Source organism: Psychrobacter sp. TPE 89C (assembly GCF_055522395.1).
Genome location: NZ_JBVFXW010000057.1, coordinates 1 through 16,950 on the forward strand (window position 1 = coordinate 1; position 16,950 = coordinate 16,950).

Consider the following 16,950-nt stretch of genomic DNA (forward strand, 5'->3'; position numbering starts at 1 on the left):
CTTTAAAAAAACTATCTATTTTAAGTAAAGAAATTTGTGAGCAATTGAGTGAGAGTAAGAACTCTCACAATAAAAGGATTAATGAAGATGATGTTTTAGACAGAATAGAAGAGCTTTTTAATAGCAAGGTAGGTAATGAGTATAATAAGGAACAGCTTGAAGAAATATACCAAGAAGGAAAAGCAAGGTTTTTAGATAAGATTCCGCCAGGATATAAAGATGGTGACAAAAAAGATGACTCCTCACAGAATATACGTAAGTATGGGGATCTAGTACTTTGGAAGCAAATATTAGATGAGAGTCAAAAAATTGAAAAAGGTGTAATTTTAGTCACTGATGACAGGAAAGAGGATTGGTGGATTAGATTTAATGGAAAAACATTAAGTCCAAGACCTGAACTCAAAAAAGAGTTTCAAATGGTGACAAAACAAACGTTTCATATGTATCAATCTGATAGATTTTTAGAATTTGCAACTAAGCATTTTGGTGAAGAAATTAACGAAAACGCATTGGAAGAGATTAGAGAGTTGCAAAGAGATGATGAAAGAAAGAGATATCAAAGTATAATGAAAAAACAAAGACATTCTGAAAATCAGGAAAAGCTAAACGATATCTTTGTTCAAAAATCTTATTTCGAAAATAAGCTAAAAGCTATGGAACATAGAAAAAAACTAAGTAACGATGCTTTAATGAAACAACATGTTATTTTGAATAGTGATGATCCAAGCGAATTTGATGAAAATGAGCTAAAACGTTTAGCCCATGACTTGCATTCAATAGAAAATACAATTCAAAAATTAGTTAATAAAATTTCATCTTTAAATTATCAAGCAAATGAAGATAGAAATTACAAAAACAAAGTTAAGCATGAAAATGGTTACTACTGATTCATTACACTTTTAGAGTTTTGTACCAGCCCTAGCATGAGTCATAATACTTAATGGTATAACATTTAATTTATAGCTTACTATTCACGCTGCAAACATTAAAAACGTAACCAAAAAAAAGACCTTGCCACACGACAAGGTCTTTTTATTTCTAAATTCTTAGTGGCACAAATATGATGCTGCTACTAGAAAGACGAGGGCAAATTGTATTTATCTTACATTAAGCGAGTCTGACCCCGTAGCAGGTCATTATTTGGTCTACTACTCACTTAGGATTTACCATATCAGCAGGAATAACCCACTCATTAAACTGAGCTTCAGTTAATAGATTGCGATACGTTAAACGCGACTGCTGGCTTATAAGCGTTTAGCTCTAAAAATCAAGCATACTCAATAAAATCTAAGCATTACTTTTTAAATACTCTAACATAGTGTCTGCATCTGATACTTCAAATGGGTCTATTGGACAGTTGTCGCCAAAATCAGCTTCCTTAAACACTTTTTTAACTTCTTTATTGTCGACAACCATCGAATAACGCCATGAGCGCATACCAAAGCCAACATTACTCTTATCAACAAGCATGCCCATTTTACGAGTGAACTCACCATTACCATCAGGAAGTAAGAAAACGTTTTCACGGTTTTGCTTTAGACCCCATTGGTACATGACGAACGCATCATTGACAGAAATGCAAACTACTTCATCTATACCTAATGCCTTAAACTCATTATAAAGCGCTTCATAACGAGGGAGATGGCTGGTCGAACAAGTTGGCGTAAAGGCACCTGGTAGAGAAAACACGACCACTTTTTTATTAGCAAATAACTCATCTGTGGTTAGATCATACCATGTGAATGGGTTGTCTCCTCCAATAGAGTCATCACGAACACGAGTTTTAAAAGTCATATCAGGTACATGGGTAATCATTGTTTACTCCGAGTTAGGTTATTGTCTTTTTTATTTATAAATTCTCAGCGTCACAAATATGACGCTGCTACCAGAAAGACAAATGCAAAGGGTACTTAGCGTACATTAGGCAAGTCTGACGCCGTAGCAGGTCATTATTTGGTCTACTGCTTACTTAGGATTCACCATATCAGCAGGAATGACCCACTCATCAAACTGCGCTTCAGTTAATAGCTCTAACTCAACCGCAACTTGCTTCAACGTTTTGTTTTCTTTATAAGCAGTTTTAGCAATTTTCGCAGCGTTTTCATAACCTACATGACGGTTCAATGCAGTCACTAGCATCAATGAGTTGTGCAAGAAGTCATCGATTTTATCTTTTACTGGCTCAATACCAACGGCACAATTTTCATTGAAGCTGTTGCAGCCATCACCCAATAGTTTGATAGATTGCAATAAGTTAAACGCGATAACTGGTTTATACACGTTTAGCTCAAAGTTGCCTGATGCGCCAGCCATGCTGATCGTTACATCGTTACCCATGACTTGAGCGACAACCATCGTCAGTGCTTCTGACTGAGTTGGGTTTACTTTACCCGGCATGATAGAAGAGCCTGGCTCATTTTCAGGAATCGTCAATTCGCCTAGACCACAACGAGGACCAGATGCCAACCAACGTACATCGTTAGCGATTTTGTTCAAGCTGGCTGCTAGCGTTTTTAGTGCGCCCGACGCAAATACTTCAGCATCACGAGCCGCTAGTGCTTCAAATTTGTTCGGTGAAGTTACAAATGGCAAGCCAGTCAATGTCGCTAACTGCTCAGCAGCAGTTACGGCATAATCAGGATGCGCGTTTAGACCAGTACCAACCGCAGTACCACCTAGTGGCAATTCATATAGGCCTTGTAGCGCATTATCAATACGTACCAATGAGTGATCAAGTTGGCTAACATAGCCACTAAACTCTTGGCCTAGCGTTAATGGAGTAGCGTCTTGTAAATGCGTACGACCGATTTTTACGATGCTATCAAATTCTTTGGCTTTAGCAGCTAGCGTATCACGCAGTGCTTTTACCGCTGGAATCAATAAGCTATTGATTTGACGAGCAGCAGCCACACGAATCGCTGTTGGGAAGCTGTCGTTGGTAGACTGCGCATGGTTCACATGGTCATTTGGGTGAATTGGCGTGTAGCTGCCACGCTCAGAACCAGCGATTTCGTTGGCACGGTTGGCCAATACTTCGTTCATGTTCATGTTTGACTGCGTGCCAGAACCCGTCTGCCATACAACCAATGGGAACTGATCCGTTAGACCGCCATTGATGATTTCGTCAGCGGCTTGTACGATTAGGTCGCGCTTGTCAGCGTCGATACGCTCTAGGCTTGCATTGGTGATCGCAGCAGCTTTTTTGACCAGTGCCATTGCTTCAATCATCGGACGTGGCAAAGTCTCGCCACCGATTTTGAAGTTTTCGCGGCTACGCTGAGTTTGCGCACCCCAATAAGCGTCAGCTGGGACTTCCACGTTGCCCATGGTATCTTTTTCGGTACGAGTTGCCTGATTCTGTGTCGACATAACTACCCTCTTTGATGGTTTGTTGTTGTGTGGCTGAGCCATAAAAAATGCAACATCCGCTGCACTTAAAGAAAAATACGGTATAAAGTGGCGTTATGATAGCATGACTACGACCCGTTGAATATTGACAAATAGCCATTGCTAACGTCTAAAAGCAGCTGTCATCATCAAACTCATAAACTAGCGGATAGTATAGATATGCATCCTGAACCAAAAAACGTAGCGGCGGAGGATTCGGCAGTTAGCAATCCGCCAAGACGGCACTTTACTCGCCAGCGCCGCCAGTTAAGCGACGGCACGCGGAGACAATTTGCTCAGTCTGCAAGCTTGCATCTATCTAAGCTACAGCAGCGCTTGCCAACGAATGCACGTATTGGACTATATTACGATGGCTTTGGTGAACTGCCTACTCAGCCAATATTGGACTGGTGTCAACGCTTAGGCTATTTTCCTTACTTACCAGTCGTCGGCTCACTTGGCCGTACTAGCAATGGATTTGAAGATAAACATCTACGTTTCGTACCTGTTTATCATTCAAAGCTACTCAATATACCGACACGTATCCATCATTTAGGGATGAAGCAAAACCACCATCGTCGACTACTTTGGGCGACCGAGTTAGATGTGATTATTTGTCCGTTAGTGGCAGTCGATTTACACGGTAACCGTATGGGCATGGGCGGCGGATTCTATGATACGACGCTTGGGAAAAGCTATCGGTCGGGCGCTAAAAAGCCATTAAAAATTGGCTGGTGTTATGACTTTCAAGTGGTTGAGCAATTAGAGCGGCAACCGTGGGATGTGCCATTAGATGGCTTAATTACGCCAAGCGGCATAAGGTGGTTTTAATGAAAGATGATAAGCAAGCAATGGACGCTAATTCTAGCGCTGATAATGTGGATGAGTATTTGCAAACATTAGGCAATGAGGACGCTAGAGAGCTGCGTTACTACAGTCAAGAGCAGCCTTTTAGCTCTGAGGAGATGACAAGGCTAGTCAATGAAGAGCGTCTAAATAAGCTGCTGGCGCAAAGCGATGAGTTTTTGAATAGTTTGAGTGGTGAGATAAGAGATTTTGATGATGAGTATTAAAAAATGCACCGTTTGAGCACTAAATTAAAAACAAAAGAAAGGCGAGCATAGATAATTGCTATCTACACTCGCCTTTTGTTATTACTAGATTATTTAAGAGGGCGCTCTACTAACACTGTTTTTGCTATTTCTGTTCCAATTTTTGCAATCACAGCGTCTCTATCTTCAAACGAAGCATCAGTCTCTGTAATGTATAAAGCCGCGATAATAGGTTTGCGGCCGGGAGGCCACATGACCGCTGTGATCGCACGTGACCCATAACCGCCAGCCCCTGTCCTGTCCGCTACGATCCAATCACTCGGGACGCCTTTACGAAAAAGCGCATCACCAACCTCATTACCTTTGAGCCAAGATTGTAGTTGTTGACGAGACTCTGTAGACAATGTTTCTCCAACCACTAATTTTTCAAGTGTCGTTATCATTGCCATTGGTGTGGTGGTATCTCTTTTATCTTTCGGTATTGCTTCATTCAGTTCGGTTTCCCAGCGGTCAAGCCGTGTTGTATTATCTCCGCTAGCACGTAAAAACTGAGTGAGAGATTTAGGTCCACCGATGGCTTGCAAAATAAAGTTAGCCGCTGAATTATCACTGGTCGATAGGGTTGCCTGACACAACTCGCCAAGAGACATGCCTTTTTTGCCGACATGCTTTTCTGTCACAGGAGAATAGGTGACAAGGTTGCTTTTAGAGAACCTGACGACTCTATCGATTTTTTCTTGACCTATATCAACGTTATGCAGCACATTGGCACACGCAAGAGTTTTAAAGGTACTACTTAAAGGAAAGCGTTCATCAGATCTGTATTCCCAACGTTGTTCAGTCTCTAAATCATGCACAGCTAGACCGATTCGAGCACCCAATTCATTTTCAGCACTTTTAACAGCATCAACCAATGAATTTTCTGCATTAGCATGTAATGGTAAAGTGAGACAAAAAATAGTAACGAGTGTACTAAAAATTTTAGTTTTGCTTTGCAGTAAGTACATAGTGATTACACTTCCTTTTTAGACTAATATTTAGATTGTATGGAATTGCCAATATAGCTCACACGCATCTGGTTACAAGATTTAGAATAGAAGTGTGATTGTATCAATCCTACACTACTTTTCAGTTTAAGTTTATAGGTAATTTTTGGGTATGTTAACATCCACTTTTACTAATACTAAGACATTTTAGGGCATACTCAATGTCAAAAAAATAATGGAGTTATTATGAAGTATCTCAAACCCTTATACCTGATTGTTGTTTTTGCAGTTCTGCTACCATCGTTGATTGGCTGTAATACTCAAAAATCAGATATGATGAGGCAATTATTTAACTTAGAAACAACCAACCAGTTTCATATCACCCTTCCAGATCAGGAAACTAAAGTGCTAATAAATGAGTTTGTTGAGAGTGATAATAGAGCTTACGCTAAAGGCACGTTAGAAGGTAATACAGACTATTCAGTACTACTAGATCACAGAAATATGATGGCATTAAATTCATCTGATGACAAAATAACTAGGTTGGTAGCACCCTACACTATATTAAACAGCGCTGTAGACTCGTCTGGAATAAATAAACTTGATTTACCTAGCACATCAACTTATTTAGGACTGTTTGAGTTGAACAATAAGACCTATGCTATTAATCAAACTGACTCTCAGCTTGTAGGTGTTAACATTACTATAGAGGGCATTAGCTATGATGGACAAAAAAATGTACAACTAAAATTCAGATCTAATACAACTGAAAATAAGCCTTCAAATATAGAGACAGCAAGCTTCGATATTGATAAAAGCATTACACCGATAAGTCTTGAGATTGAGTAAATAGCCATCTTAGAATTATTCATACACCTTAAAGTTTGTCTAATGTTGCGCGGATAAATACTTATTTTTATATCGAACTATTGTTTATAAATTACCTATAAACTATAATTATTGGAAATAATTATCATTACCAAGTAGGCATCGTCCGTCATGAAGAGCAAAACGAAAAAAGAATTTATGTCACCAGCTTCGTTCAAGGTTATTTTTTACCTTTGGGTAATATCATTTCTACTGGTGCCTGCTGCTTATATATATGACTATAATGGTTTTGAGCTTGCCGAACTTAAGAGCTTTGGCTTCACTCTAGCGGGATTCTATACTTTCGCACTCATGAGCTATATAGAAACACAACGGACAAAACAGCGCAACGAAAAACCATTCTCACGTATTCTTATCCTCATATCTTACGTTTTCTTAGGGATACTCATGGTTTTGTTTGGTTTATCATTCCTAGACTATAGGCATGGTAATTTAGCGCTAGATCATATCTACGATCCGGTTTTTCAGCTTTTTTTCAGCTACCTTCTACTTAAAACCATAACAGAGATGAAAAATGGCTTAGTTCATAAAGAAACGCCTGTATTTTCACAATAATTCTTACCTTTTTTATCTCTTATTAAAATAAAAAAAGACTTATTTCTAAGTCTTGTTTTATTTTATCTGCTGTTATTTAAAGGCTGTACTCTGTACGTTTACAGTACCATCGCCGCTATCCAACCAAATATTAATAACGGAATATTATAGTGAATAAAGGTTGGCACCACACTGTCTTTGATATGGTCATGCTGTCCATCAATGTTTAGACCAGACGTTGGCCCTAGAGTCGAGTCTGACGCAGGAGAACCTGCATCACCCAACGCGCCAGCCGTACCGATAATCGCCACAGTCGCCAATGGAGAAAATCCTAACGAGATACATAGTGGTACATAAATCGCAGCCAAAATAGGAATCGTCGAGAATGACGAGCCAATACCCATGGTCACAATCAGACCAACCAATAGCATAATAAACGCAGCGATCGCTTTATTGCCCGCAAACAATGACGCCGCACCATCGACCAACGGCTGAATCTGCTCAGTTACTTTCATGACTTCCGCAAACCCTTGCGCCGTAATCATAATAAAGCCAATCATCGCCATCAACTTGATACCGTCATTAAAGACCGAATCTGCTTCACGCCACTTCACCACACCAGTGGCCATAAAGACACCAAAACCAAACATCGAACCTAGTAATAGCGAATCCGTATAAAGCTGTACGACAAAAGCAGTCACGATAGCTGCCAGTGCAACCAGCGTTTTTAGCTTGCTTTGCGACTGTGCATCAGCCGCCGTTTTGCTCAATGCATCACCCTCTACGACCGCATCATGTGCCTCTTTATCTATGGCAACTTGTTGATACGCGCGTGGCTTTCGATAACTGATAAAGACAGCAATCAGCAAACCAATAAACATGCCTAAGGCTGGTATCGCCATCGCTTTAGTGACAGAGATATCACTAACATCAATGCCCGCCTCACCCACGTTTTTGAGCATGATTTGATTGAGGTAGATATCACCAAAACCATATGGGATAAACATATAGGTGGTGACCAGACCAAAGGTAATCAAACAAGCAATCAGACGTCTGTCAATGTGCATGCGATTGAATGCTAGTAACAGTGGCGGTACTAATAAAGGAATAAAGGCGATATGAATAGGGATTAAGTTTTGGCTAAAGCAGCTCATGGTAATGAGGCCTGCAAACAGCATGTACTTAATCATGCCACTGGTGCCGCCCGCATCAATACGCTTGATGACGGATCCTGCCAGTGATTGCGGCAATCCCGAATGAGCAATGGCAACCGCAAATGCCCCAAGCAACGCATATGATAGTGCAATCTCTGCACCATTGCGGATACCTTCTTGAAACGCCTCTAAAGTCTCAGTGATACCGAGACCCGCTATTAGTCCACCAGCCAGCGCACCAATTAATAAACTGAGCACCACGTGCACTCGCGCAAGGGACAGCCCCAACATGATGATGACTGCCAGCAGTACCGCATTGATTGCCATGTGTTGCCTCGTATTCTATTTGCTTTGGTTCAATTTAAACTTATTGATATCTCATAATTTATGGATATCGCCATCGTCTTAAAAACACTTTTTCTCGAATGTGTCTCTAAAGCGTTCTACTCTAAAACACAGCGTTTAAGACGCGCGACAGTTTACCTTATTTTGCCTATAAAACCTATGCGAAGAACCCAATAGATATTTGATAGATGCTGTTTATAAGTGTTCTCTAAGCACCTGTTATGACTGCTTTCTATGACTCTTGTATGGCTACTTCCGATATACTGACTCTCACCAGTGACGCATAAAGCTCATCACCATATGACGATCTATACTCAGCCAGATATAAATATTTTGCACAGTTAAGCAGGTGAGTTTGAGTACAAGCCTTGCAATTTTATCTGTGAGCACCATTTATCTAAACATGAACCACGAACTTGACTTTACAAGTCTGGTGAACGAGGAAAAATATATGAGTGAACATAAAATAGCCCAAGACAATATCGACATAGATGTCGACGTTTCATCTACTGTTGCTGATGATAATCTGCCAGACACCTTGTCTAGTCATGCGTCAAAAAGCAACCTAGATACCGCGTCTGACAGTATCGAAGATATTACAAAAGACGACGATACTGCCAAAGATGACGATAGCGAAGACAGTACTAGTGAAGACGACAATGCTAAAGACAGCGTTGAAGACGACACCTACTTACCGTTATTGGCATTGAGAGATGTGGTCGTCTACCCACATATGCAAATTGCCTTGTTCGTCGGTCGTGCACCATCGGTCAAAGCCGTTGAACTGGCACAAGCTGAGTATGGTAATAAAGTACTGGTCGTGGCGCAAAAAGATTCGCTGACCGAAGATATTGATCAAGACAACTTATATCAATACGGTACGGTGTGCCGCATCGTCAGCACCATGCCACACGATAGCGATGAAAACTGCATCAAGGTATTAATCGAAGGTCAATATCGTGCGCGCGTGGACAATATAGAAGACCACGACACGCTATTGATGGCGAGATTTGAGCGTGCTGACCTCGATGTCAGTATGGATGAGAGTCAGCAAAAGAACACCATTCAAGCGTTGACCACGCTCTTTGAAAGCTATGCTGATGCACGTCTGCGTAATGCCCGTGAGCTAACTCGTGTGGCGAAACGCATCGACGACCTACTTGAGTTGGTCTACTTCATCTCAACTCGTGTGTCGATGGATCTTGATATCAAGCAATCGTTCTTAGAAAAAGACGATATCAAAACGCATATCAATACCTTGACTGAATACTTGGTCAAACAAAGTGCTGAGCAAAATATCGAACAAGATATCCAAGAAGCTGTCCGTCAGCAAATGGAAGAGAATCAGCGCGAGTACTTCTTAAACGAAAAAATGAAAGCCATCAAAAATGAGCTGTCAGATATGAATGACGGCGCGTTCGATGGTGATGATGATGTCGCTGAACTTGAGCAGCGCTTAGAAGATGCTGACCTGCCAGAAGATGTCCGCAAAAAAGCGGAGCAAGAGTTTAAAAAACTCAAAATGATGCCACCTGCATCGAGTGAATCGTCAGTCGTACGCAACTATATTGAGTGGATTTTGGACACGCCGTGGAATGCGACGACTAAAGTATCTATCAATCTAGATAAAGCCAAAACCGTATTAGACGAAGATCATTATGGCCTGCAAGATGTAAAAGACCGCATCTTAGAATATCTCGCCGTGCAATCACGTGTGAAAAAACTTCGTGGCCCGATTCTATGTCTCGTCGGTCCTCCAGGTGTCGGTAAAACTTCACTGGGTGAATCGATTGCCCGTGCCACTGGTCGTAAGTTCGTACGTATGGCACTTGGTGGCGTGCGTGATGAAGCGGAAATTCGTGGCCATCGCCGTACATATATCGGTGCGATGCCAGGTAAAATTGTTCAGTCATTGGCAAAAGTAGAAGTCAAAAACCCGCTGTTCTTATTAGATGAAATCGATAAGATGGCGCAAGACTTCCGTGGTGATCCAGCATCAGCATTGCTTGAAGTGTTAGATCCTTCACAGAACGATACGTTTAACGACCATTATTTAGATATGGACTTAGACTTGTCGCAAGTGATGTTTATCTGTACTGCCAACAGCATGGATATTCCAGCAGCCCTCCTTGATCGGATGGAAGTTATTCGTCTGCCAGGTTATACCGAAGAAGAAAAAGTAAATATCGCACAGAAGTATCTGGTGCCAAAAGCGATCAAAAATAACGGTCTCAAAGAAGGCGAGATTGAGATTGTTGAAGCAGCGCTGCACAGTATCGTTCGTAGCTATACACGTGAAGCTGGTGTCCGTAATCTCGAGCGTGAAGTGAATAAAATCTGCCGTAAAGTCGTTCGCGGTTCGGTTGAGACACATGGCGCACGTGCTCCGAAAAAAGCAGAACGTCAGCTAATCGTGGTCGATGACAAAAACATCGATGACTATCTCGGTGTCCATCAATATGACTATGGTCTGGCTGAAGAAGAGCCTGAGATTGGTCGTATTACTGGTCTGGCGTGGACACAGGTCGGTGGTGAGTTACTCACTATCGAAGCAGTTGCTATGAAAGGTAAAGGCGAGCTTAGCTTTACGGGTTCACTTGGCGATGTTATGAAAGAATCGATTCGTGCAGCGATGAGCGTGGTTCGTGCTCGCGGTGAAAGCTTGGGCATTGACTATGAGACGTTTAAAACAACAGACGTCCATGTGCATATGCCTGAAGGCGCTACGCCAAAAGATGGCCCATCAGCTGGTGGTGCACTGACGACAGCACTAGTCTCTGCGTTAACTGGCATTGCCATTCGTCCAGATATTGCGATGACAGGTGAGATTACCTTGCGCGGTAAAATCCTGCGTATCGGTGGTCTGAAAGAAAAGCTACTTGCAGCACATCGCGGTGGTATCAAGCACGTATTGATTCCAGCGACCAATGAGCGTGATTTGGCGGATATCCCTGATAACGTGAAAGAAGGCTTAACCATTCAGCCAGTCGCGACGATTGAAGAAATCTTAAAGGTTGCTTTGGTGAGCATGCCAGTTCCAATCAAGCCTGCTAAAGTAACGGTTGATAAAACCAAAGGTAAAGCATTGCACAGTTAATAAGTGTTCTGTTATTAGCTCAATCTGACAGATTCTAAAAATCCGCTCATCATATGATGGGCGGATTTTTTATGCATATTCATTATTTATTCTTGGAACATCCAACTATTATTAAAGATGTACTGCTTATATATCTAAATTCGTTTAATCTCAAAAAATATTTAGCTAAGTCTGTTTTTCAAACCCATACGATACTTACATTTATTAACTGATTGTTGCGCATTTGATGAATAACTATAGGGTTACCTTGGCTATAATAACTCCGATGTTAACGAATATTGATACGAGTCTTAATAGAACAATAACCATAGATATTCGAAATTTAATGACGACTAAAAATAATGACTAAAACAATTGGAGAAAATAATGAATAAAATGATGCTTGCAAGTACTCTATTATGTGGTTCAGCTTTAGCGATGACTGGTTGCCAAACAGTAGAGGGCCAAATGCAAACAGGCAATCCTTTGAGCCAACCTACTTTAAAATCAACCATACACACTGTAAGTGGTGATAAAAAAGAAGTTGGTCAAGTATTCTTACGCCCAGTTGACGACGGCGTACAAGTATACGGTAAGCTGATGAACCTAAATCCAGGTCAGACAGTGGCGCTACATATCCACGAAACAGGTAGCTGTGCTGACATGGGCAAAGCGGCAGGTGGTCACTTCAATCCAGATAACAAGCCACACTCTAACCCAGACGATATGAATGGTCATGCTGGCGACCTACCTAACCTAACTGCCAATGAAAATGGCGTTGCGACCATCAACTATGTAAATAAGAAAATATCTGCTAATGAAGCGGGTAAATATAGTGTTAATCGCCTAGCCTTTATCGTTCATGGTGGTACTGATGACTATACCAGTCAGCCAGCGGGTAATGCAGGCGACCGCGTTGCTTGCGGTATTATCGAAACGATGTAATAACATTTGATAAAGATTCATTAGCACCATAAAAAAGCCCCTCTTGGATCATCCAAGAGGGGCTTTTTATTAATAATAGATATTGAAGCAAATATCGTGCTATTACATGAAATGAATCTGACGCTGCAATAGCACGATAGTTAATTTAATATTGAATACTATTCCTCTACCCACTCGCCTTTACGCCAGTACACACCCCAACGCGTGGCTTTGCCATTTTTCTCAGAGCCTATATACTGCTCTTTTTTCTTACGCGACCAACGCAAAATCGTTGCGTTACCCTCAGGATCTTCGTCTGGGCCTTCAAAGAGATACTGGAACTTGTCTTCTATCTTATCTTTGATTTCTCTTAGTTCAGCGAGCTTAGGTGCACGTGTCTCCCTTACTTTCGGGAACTTAGATGCTGCCAAGAACATCCCAGCTGCGCCTTCACGCAAGATAAAGTAATCCTCATGCTTGACCGATTTTAGCTCTGGCAAGTGAATAGGATCCATACGCGGTGGTGCTGCTTCGCCTGTTTTTAGTACTTTACGAGTGTTGTCACATTTTTGACAAGCGAAGTAAGGACCGAAACGTCCCGTCTTCAGCTCCATCTGCCCATCACACTTATTACAATCGATGGTAGGGGCATCTGAACCCGGTACTTCGAACTTACCTTCTTCTAAAATATAGCCGTCACAATCAGGGTTGTTACCGCAGATGTGCAGCTTCAGGCCACCATCGACGATATAGCCATTCATCGCTGTACCACATTTCGGACAGCGTTTTTTCTCCATCAAATCTTTGACTTCGGCCGCTTCGTCTTCTTCACCTTCGGCATCATCGAGATTGGCGAAAGCTTCGACTGGCATTAAGTTTTTAGTGCCTTTACAGCGCTCTTTCGGTGGTAAATTATAACCAGTACACCCTAAGAATACACCTGTAGAGCCAGTACGCAGCTGCATTGGACGGTCACAAATATCGCAATGGACATCTGGTACGTCGGTCGGATCATTTGGACGCATGCCGTCTTTTTCTTTAGCACGATCCAGAGTCGTTTTGAACTCGCCGTAGAAATTATCGAGCACGTCTTTCCAGTCTTGCTCACCTTCTGCCACGTGATCAAGCTTGTCTTCTAATGCGGCAGTAAACGTATAATCCATCAAATCTGGAAAACTTGCTGTCAGTCTGTCAGTAACGATATCACCCATTTTTTCAGCGAATAAACGCTTATTCTCAAGCTTCACATAACCGCGATCTTGGATGGTAGAGATGATAGAAGCGTACGTCGATGGACGACCGATGCCTTTTTTCTCAAGCTCTTTGACCAGACTGGCTTCGGTGAAACGAGGTGCAGGCTTGGTAAAGTGCTGGCTTGGATCTAGCTTATCTAGCGTTAATTTATCGCCTTTTTTAACATCAGGTAATAGCGTGTCATCGGTCTTTGCTGGTGGCAATACTTTGGTATAGCCGTCAAACACCATAGTACGACCACGGGCCTTTAGCTCAACATCATCAGCGCCAACAAACAAGTTCACTGACAGGTATTTTGCTGGTAGCATTTGGCAGGCCACAAACTGACGCCAAATCAGCTCATATAGGCGTATTGCATCACGCTCAACCCCTTTAAGCTGAATAGACTTCATATTGACGTTAGAAGGTCGAACGGCCTCATGCGCCTCTTGTGCGCCTTGTTTATTACCATAAAAGTTCGGCTTTTCTGGCACATACTTTGCGCCATAGCTGTCTTCGATATAACCACGTACCGCCGCTAGTGCATCACCAGACAAAAAGGTCGAATCGGTACGCATATAGGTGATATGACCAGCTTCATATAAGCGCTGCGCCAAAATCATGGTTTTCTTAACAGAAAACCCCAATCGTGTACTGGCGGCTTGTTGCAATGTTGAGGTGATAAATGGTGCACTAGGACGTGACTGTGTTGGTTTTTCTTCACGCTCTTTAACGATAAAGTCATTTGCATTAAGGATGGCTAGTACTTTATCAGTCTGCTCTTTATTCACCAGCTTGAGCGTCTTGCCACCTTGCTTGGTCGCTTCTAGGCGTATACCAATTTGCTCAGCGTCTTTTTTACTATTGGCAATATGCGTGTCTGCATGAATCTGCCAGTACTCTTCTGGAATAAAGGCGCGAATCTCATGCTCACGCTCTACTACCAAACGCATGGCGACTGACTGTACACGACCTGCTGATAGACCGCGCGCAATTTTTTGCCACAATAGTGGCGATACCATAAAACCAACCACACGGTCTAGAAAGCGCCGTGCTTGTTGAGCATTGACGCGGTCAATATCGAGCTTGGATGGTTGTTTGAAGGCATTTTGGATAGCAGATTTGGTAATCTCGTTGAAGACCACGCGCTCATACTTACTATCAGCACCGCCAATGACTTCTTTTAGATGCCAAGCGATTGCTTCCCCTTCTCTATCCATATCCGTTGCGAGATAGATTTTGTCAGCGTCTTTGGCTAGCGCTTTTAGCTCTTTGATGACTTTGGTTTTGTTTGGCAATACTTCATAGACTGCTGCCCAATCGTGCTCTGGGTCTACACCCATGCGCCTTACTAAGGCTTGCTGAGTTTTTTCTTCTTTGCTTAGGCTCTCATCTTTTTTGGTCGTTGCTGCTTTTTTGGCGCTCTTGCTCGCACCAACTGGTAAATCACGAACGTGACCAATACTTGAGCGTACAATAAAGTCATCGCCAAGGTATTTATTAATAGTTTTCGCCTTGGCTGGTGATTCTACGATCACCAAAGACTTACCCTTTGGGCTGTCAGCAGTAGTTGCTGTACTTTTTTTGGCTGCGGTTTTTGCCATATTTTACGACACCATAATATAAGTAAATTAAAAGTAAGAATAAATTCAGCGGCATGGCAATTTATAATAATTGGTTATAATAGCTCAGCGAATTATTGTATTGAGGCGCATTAAACATTCGACCATGGCGCTGATAGTTGCTCATAAAAACAGTTATAAAACAAACAATAACCATAATATAAAGATATAGTTATAAAGACGTTACACTGCTAAGCGCTAAACTGTCAACTGAAAATGACTGGGAGTCTATCAAAAGCGCTTGCATATTGGTTATTAATGGAGATTAAAAAATCATTTACTACCCTGCTTAGGTTTTCTGTACTTCTATAGCCCATTTTTCCAAATTTTCTTTTAACGCTAGCAGGTCTTTTTCAATCAACGAGTGATGATAAGCAGGGTTACTTAATGGACGTACATAAGCGATGTCTTCCCAATAAATAATAATGCTATTGGCTTTGGTCCATAAGCCTTTTATAAACGGCTCAATACTGACTGGCAAATCGAGCGGTACTTTATCCAAGCTAAAATTGGTTTTTTTGACCGTGGTATCCGCATGACCATAATTGGAACGAATGGCACTCGGGATAGTGAGTTTGGTCGTATCTCTAGTCATATCGACAAAACTACTATCTGGACGCCACTGACCATCAATCACTTGATAACGTGTATGCGGTAATTGAGTGTCATCTAGCACCAAGCAGTATTGACCCATCATGCCACGGCCATACTCGTTGTCTTTGCCTTTAATCCAATCAGGACAAGCAACCAGCTTTGGATTGAGCTGTAACCGACGCGCCGTCATGCGCAGTTTATCCAAGCGCTGATCGATACCGTTCGGTTTGAGCGCCATCATACTCCCTAATACAAATAGTACAATGAGAACGCCAATAAATATGCCCATGATGGTCTGACCTTTTGACTGAATTAAAGTAATACTATATAGATGCTTATAATGAGCACGAACCACGAAAAATCAAGCATGATGAGCTAGCAGCCATTCAACGCAGGCTCATTTAAGCCACAGCATTACCACTATATATATTGATATATCAACTACTTAGTAGCACTGAAAGCCAGCCTAATAATAAGATAGAAAAAGTGGTCGGCCGCAAAAAGTGCTATGATAAACCATAATTTTAAACGCGCGCAGGTTTATTATGAATTATCTTATTAAGCGAAACTCATCGACTACCGATATTTCTCACCATTTGGTCAATAAAGTCATGAGCAAATCTGGTATCTCTATATCACTGGTCGGTGCTGCATTACTGACATTGTCAGGTTGTGCAACCACTCAAAGCCTCACACCGCAGCAATGCCAAGCCAGTAACTGGCAAGAAGTCGGCTATACAGATGGCAGCCGTGGCCGCTCAGGCGCTTATTTCGGCCACTATGCAGGTAGCTGTGCAAGTATAGGCGGTGCGACACCCAATCGGATACAGTGGGAACAGGGGCGCCAGCAAGGGCTCAAAAATTACTGCACCGAGCTCACGGCTTACAAACTCGGCCGCGAAGGTTATGAGTGGCAAGCGGTCTGTCCACTAGAAGGTATCGAGAAGTTGGAAGAAGCCTACTCACAAGGGCGCTACTACTATATCCGCCAGCAAGATTTGGACTATTTACGCTCACCTTATCCTTTCGGATATGGTCACTTTGATCGCAGATATCGCCCACTGGGCCATCGCTGGTAAAAATTAGACATTATTATAAAAATAAAGCATCGCTAGTAAAAAAGAAAACCTCACTGAGTACTTAATTTGAGGTTTA

14 protein-coding genes are annotated in these 16,950 nt (G+C 41.9%); 8 read left to right on the forward strand and 6 right to left on the reverse strand.

Going from position 1 to position 16,950, the window contains the following annotated elements:
• A partial coding sequence (locus ACZW67_RS12725; RefSeq protein ID WP_465183550.1) for a PIN-like domain-containing protein occupies positions 1 to 887 on the forward strand: 887 nt, incomplete at its 5' end.
• Positions 888 to 1,287: 400 nt separating this feature from the next.
• Here ACZW67_RS12725 and ACZW67_RS12730 read toward each other — a convergent pair.
• Positions 1,288 to 1,815 (reverse strand): peroxiredoxin, encoded by a 528-nt coding sequence (locus ACZW67_RS12730; RefSeq protein WP_201550163.1) that lies wholly within the window; start codon positions 1,813 to 1,815, stop codon positions 1,288 to 1,290.
• Between the two features lie 150 nt (positions 1,816 to 1,965).
• On the reverse strand, positions 1,966 to 3,369 hold the full coding sequence (gene fumC, locus ACZW67_RS12735) for a class II fumarate hydratase (protein WP_010196317.1): 1,404 nt from the start codon (positions 3,367 to 3,369) through the stop codon (positions 1,966 to 1,968).
• Positions 3,370 to 3,567: 198 nt separating this feature from the next.
• Here fumC and ACZW67_RS12740 point away from each other — a divergent pair, with 198 nt between their 5' ends.
• Positions 3,568 to 4,218: a 5-formyltetrahydrofolate cyclo-ligase gene (locus ACZW67_RS12740; protein ID WP_465183551.1), complete on the forward strand. Its 651-nt coding sequence runs from the start codon at positions 3,568 to 3,570 to the stop codon at positions 4,216 to 4,218.
• On the forward strand, positions 4,218 to 4,460 hold the full coding sequence (locus tag ACZW67_RS12745; RefSeq protein WP_465183552.1) for a hypothetical protein: 243 nt from the start codon (positions 4,218 to 4,220) through the stop codon (positions 4,458 to 4,460). The genes ACZW67_RS12740 and ACZW67_RS12745 overlap by 1 nt, the downstream gene beginning before the upstream one ends.
• Positions 4,461 to 4,549: 89 nt before the next feature.
• On the opposite strand, the gene bla is transcribed toward ACZW67_RS12745, so the two are convergent.
• Positions 4,550 to 5,446 (reverse strand): class A beta-lactamase, encoded by an 897-nt coding sequence (gene bla, locus ACZW67_RS12750; protein ID WP_465183553.1) that lies wholly within the window; start codon positions 5,444 to 5,446, stop codon positions 4,550 to 4,552.
• A gap of 225 nt (positions 5,447 to 5,671) precedes the next feature.
• Between bla and ACZW67_RS12755 the strand changes: the two genes are divergently transcribed.
• Together ACZW67_RS12755 and ACZW67_RS12760 are read left to right on the forward strand one after the other, a co-directional pair.
• On the forward strand, positions 5,672 to 6,274 hold the full coding sequence (locus ACZW67_RS12755; protein WP_465183554.1) for a hypothetical protein: 603 nt from the start codon (positions 5,672 to 5,674) through the stop codon (positions 6,272 to 6,274).
• A gap of 150 nt (positions 6,275 to 6,424) precedes the next feature.
• Positions 6,425 to 6,868, forward strand: a complete 444-nt coding sequence (locus ACZW67_RS12760) for a hypothetical protein (protein WP_465183555.1) — start codon at positions 6,425 to 6,427, stop codon at positions 6,866 to 6,868.
• Positions 6,869 to 6,966: 98 nt separating this feature from the next.
• On the opposite strand, the gene ACZW67_RS12765 is transcribed toward ACZW67_RS12760, so the two are convergent.
• Positions 6,967 to 8,328: a Na+/H+ antiporter family protein gene (locus tag ACZW67_RS12765; RefSeq protein ID WP_201591823.1), complete on the reverse strand. Its 1,362-nt coding sequence runs from the start codon at positions 8,326 to 8,328 to the stop codon at positions 6,967 to 6,969.
• A 469-nt stretch (positions 8,329 to 8,797) separates the two neighbouring features.
• Here ACZW67_RS12765 and lon point away from each other — a divergent pair, with 469 nt between their 5' ends.
• Both lon and ACZW67_RS12775 read left to right on the forward strand, forming a co-directional pair.
• Positions 8,798 to 11,443, forward strand: coding sequence for an endopeptidase La (gene lon / locus ACZW67_RS12770; protein ID WP_465183556.1), 2,646 nt, complete (start codon positions 8,798 to 8,800; stop codon positions 11,441 to 11,443).
• A 366-nt stretch (positions 11,444 to 11,809) separates the two neighbouring features.
• Positions 11,810 to 12,367, forward strand: a complete 558-nt coding sequence (locus ACZW67_RS12775; protein WP_465183557.1) for a superoxide dismutase family protein — start codon at positions 11,810 to 11,812, stop codon at positions 12,365 to 12,367.
• A gap of 158 nt (positions 12,368 to 12,525) precedes the next feature.
• Here the strand turns inward: ACZW67_RS12775 and topA are convergent, their stop codons facing one another.
• Together topA and ACZW67_RS12785 are read right to left on the reverse strand one after the other, a co-directional pair.
• Entirely contained in the window at positions 12,526 to 15,183 is a 2,658-nt protein-coding gene (gene topA / locus ACZW67_RS12780) for a type I DNA topoisomerase (RefSeq protein WP_465183558.1), read from the reverse strand.
• Positions 15,184 to 15,490: 307 nt separating this feature from the next.
• The gene (locus ACZW67_RS12785) at positions 15,491 to 16,084 is read right to left on the reverse strand and encodes a hypothetical protein (protein ID WP_465183559.1); all 594 of its coding nucleotides are present in this window, start codon (positions 16,082 to 16,084) and stop codon (positions 15,491 to 15,493) included.
• Between the two features lie 256 nt (positions 16,085 to 16,340).
• Between ACZW67_RS12785 and ACZW67_RS12790 the strand changes: the two genes are divergently transcribed.
• Positions 16,341 to 16,874 carry a DUF2799 domain-containing protein gene (locus ACZW67_RS12790; protein ID WP_227681316.1) on the forward strand — a complete coding sequence of 178 codons (534 nt, stop codon included), beginning with the start codon at positions 16,341 to 16,343 and terminating at the stop codon, positions 16,872 to 16,874.
• The last annotated feature ends 76 nt before the right edge of the window (positions 16,875 to 16,950 follow it).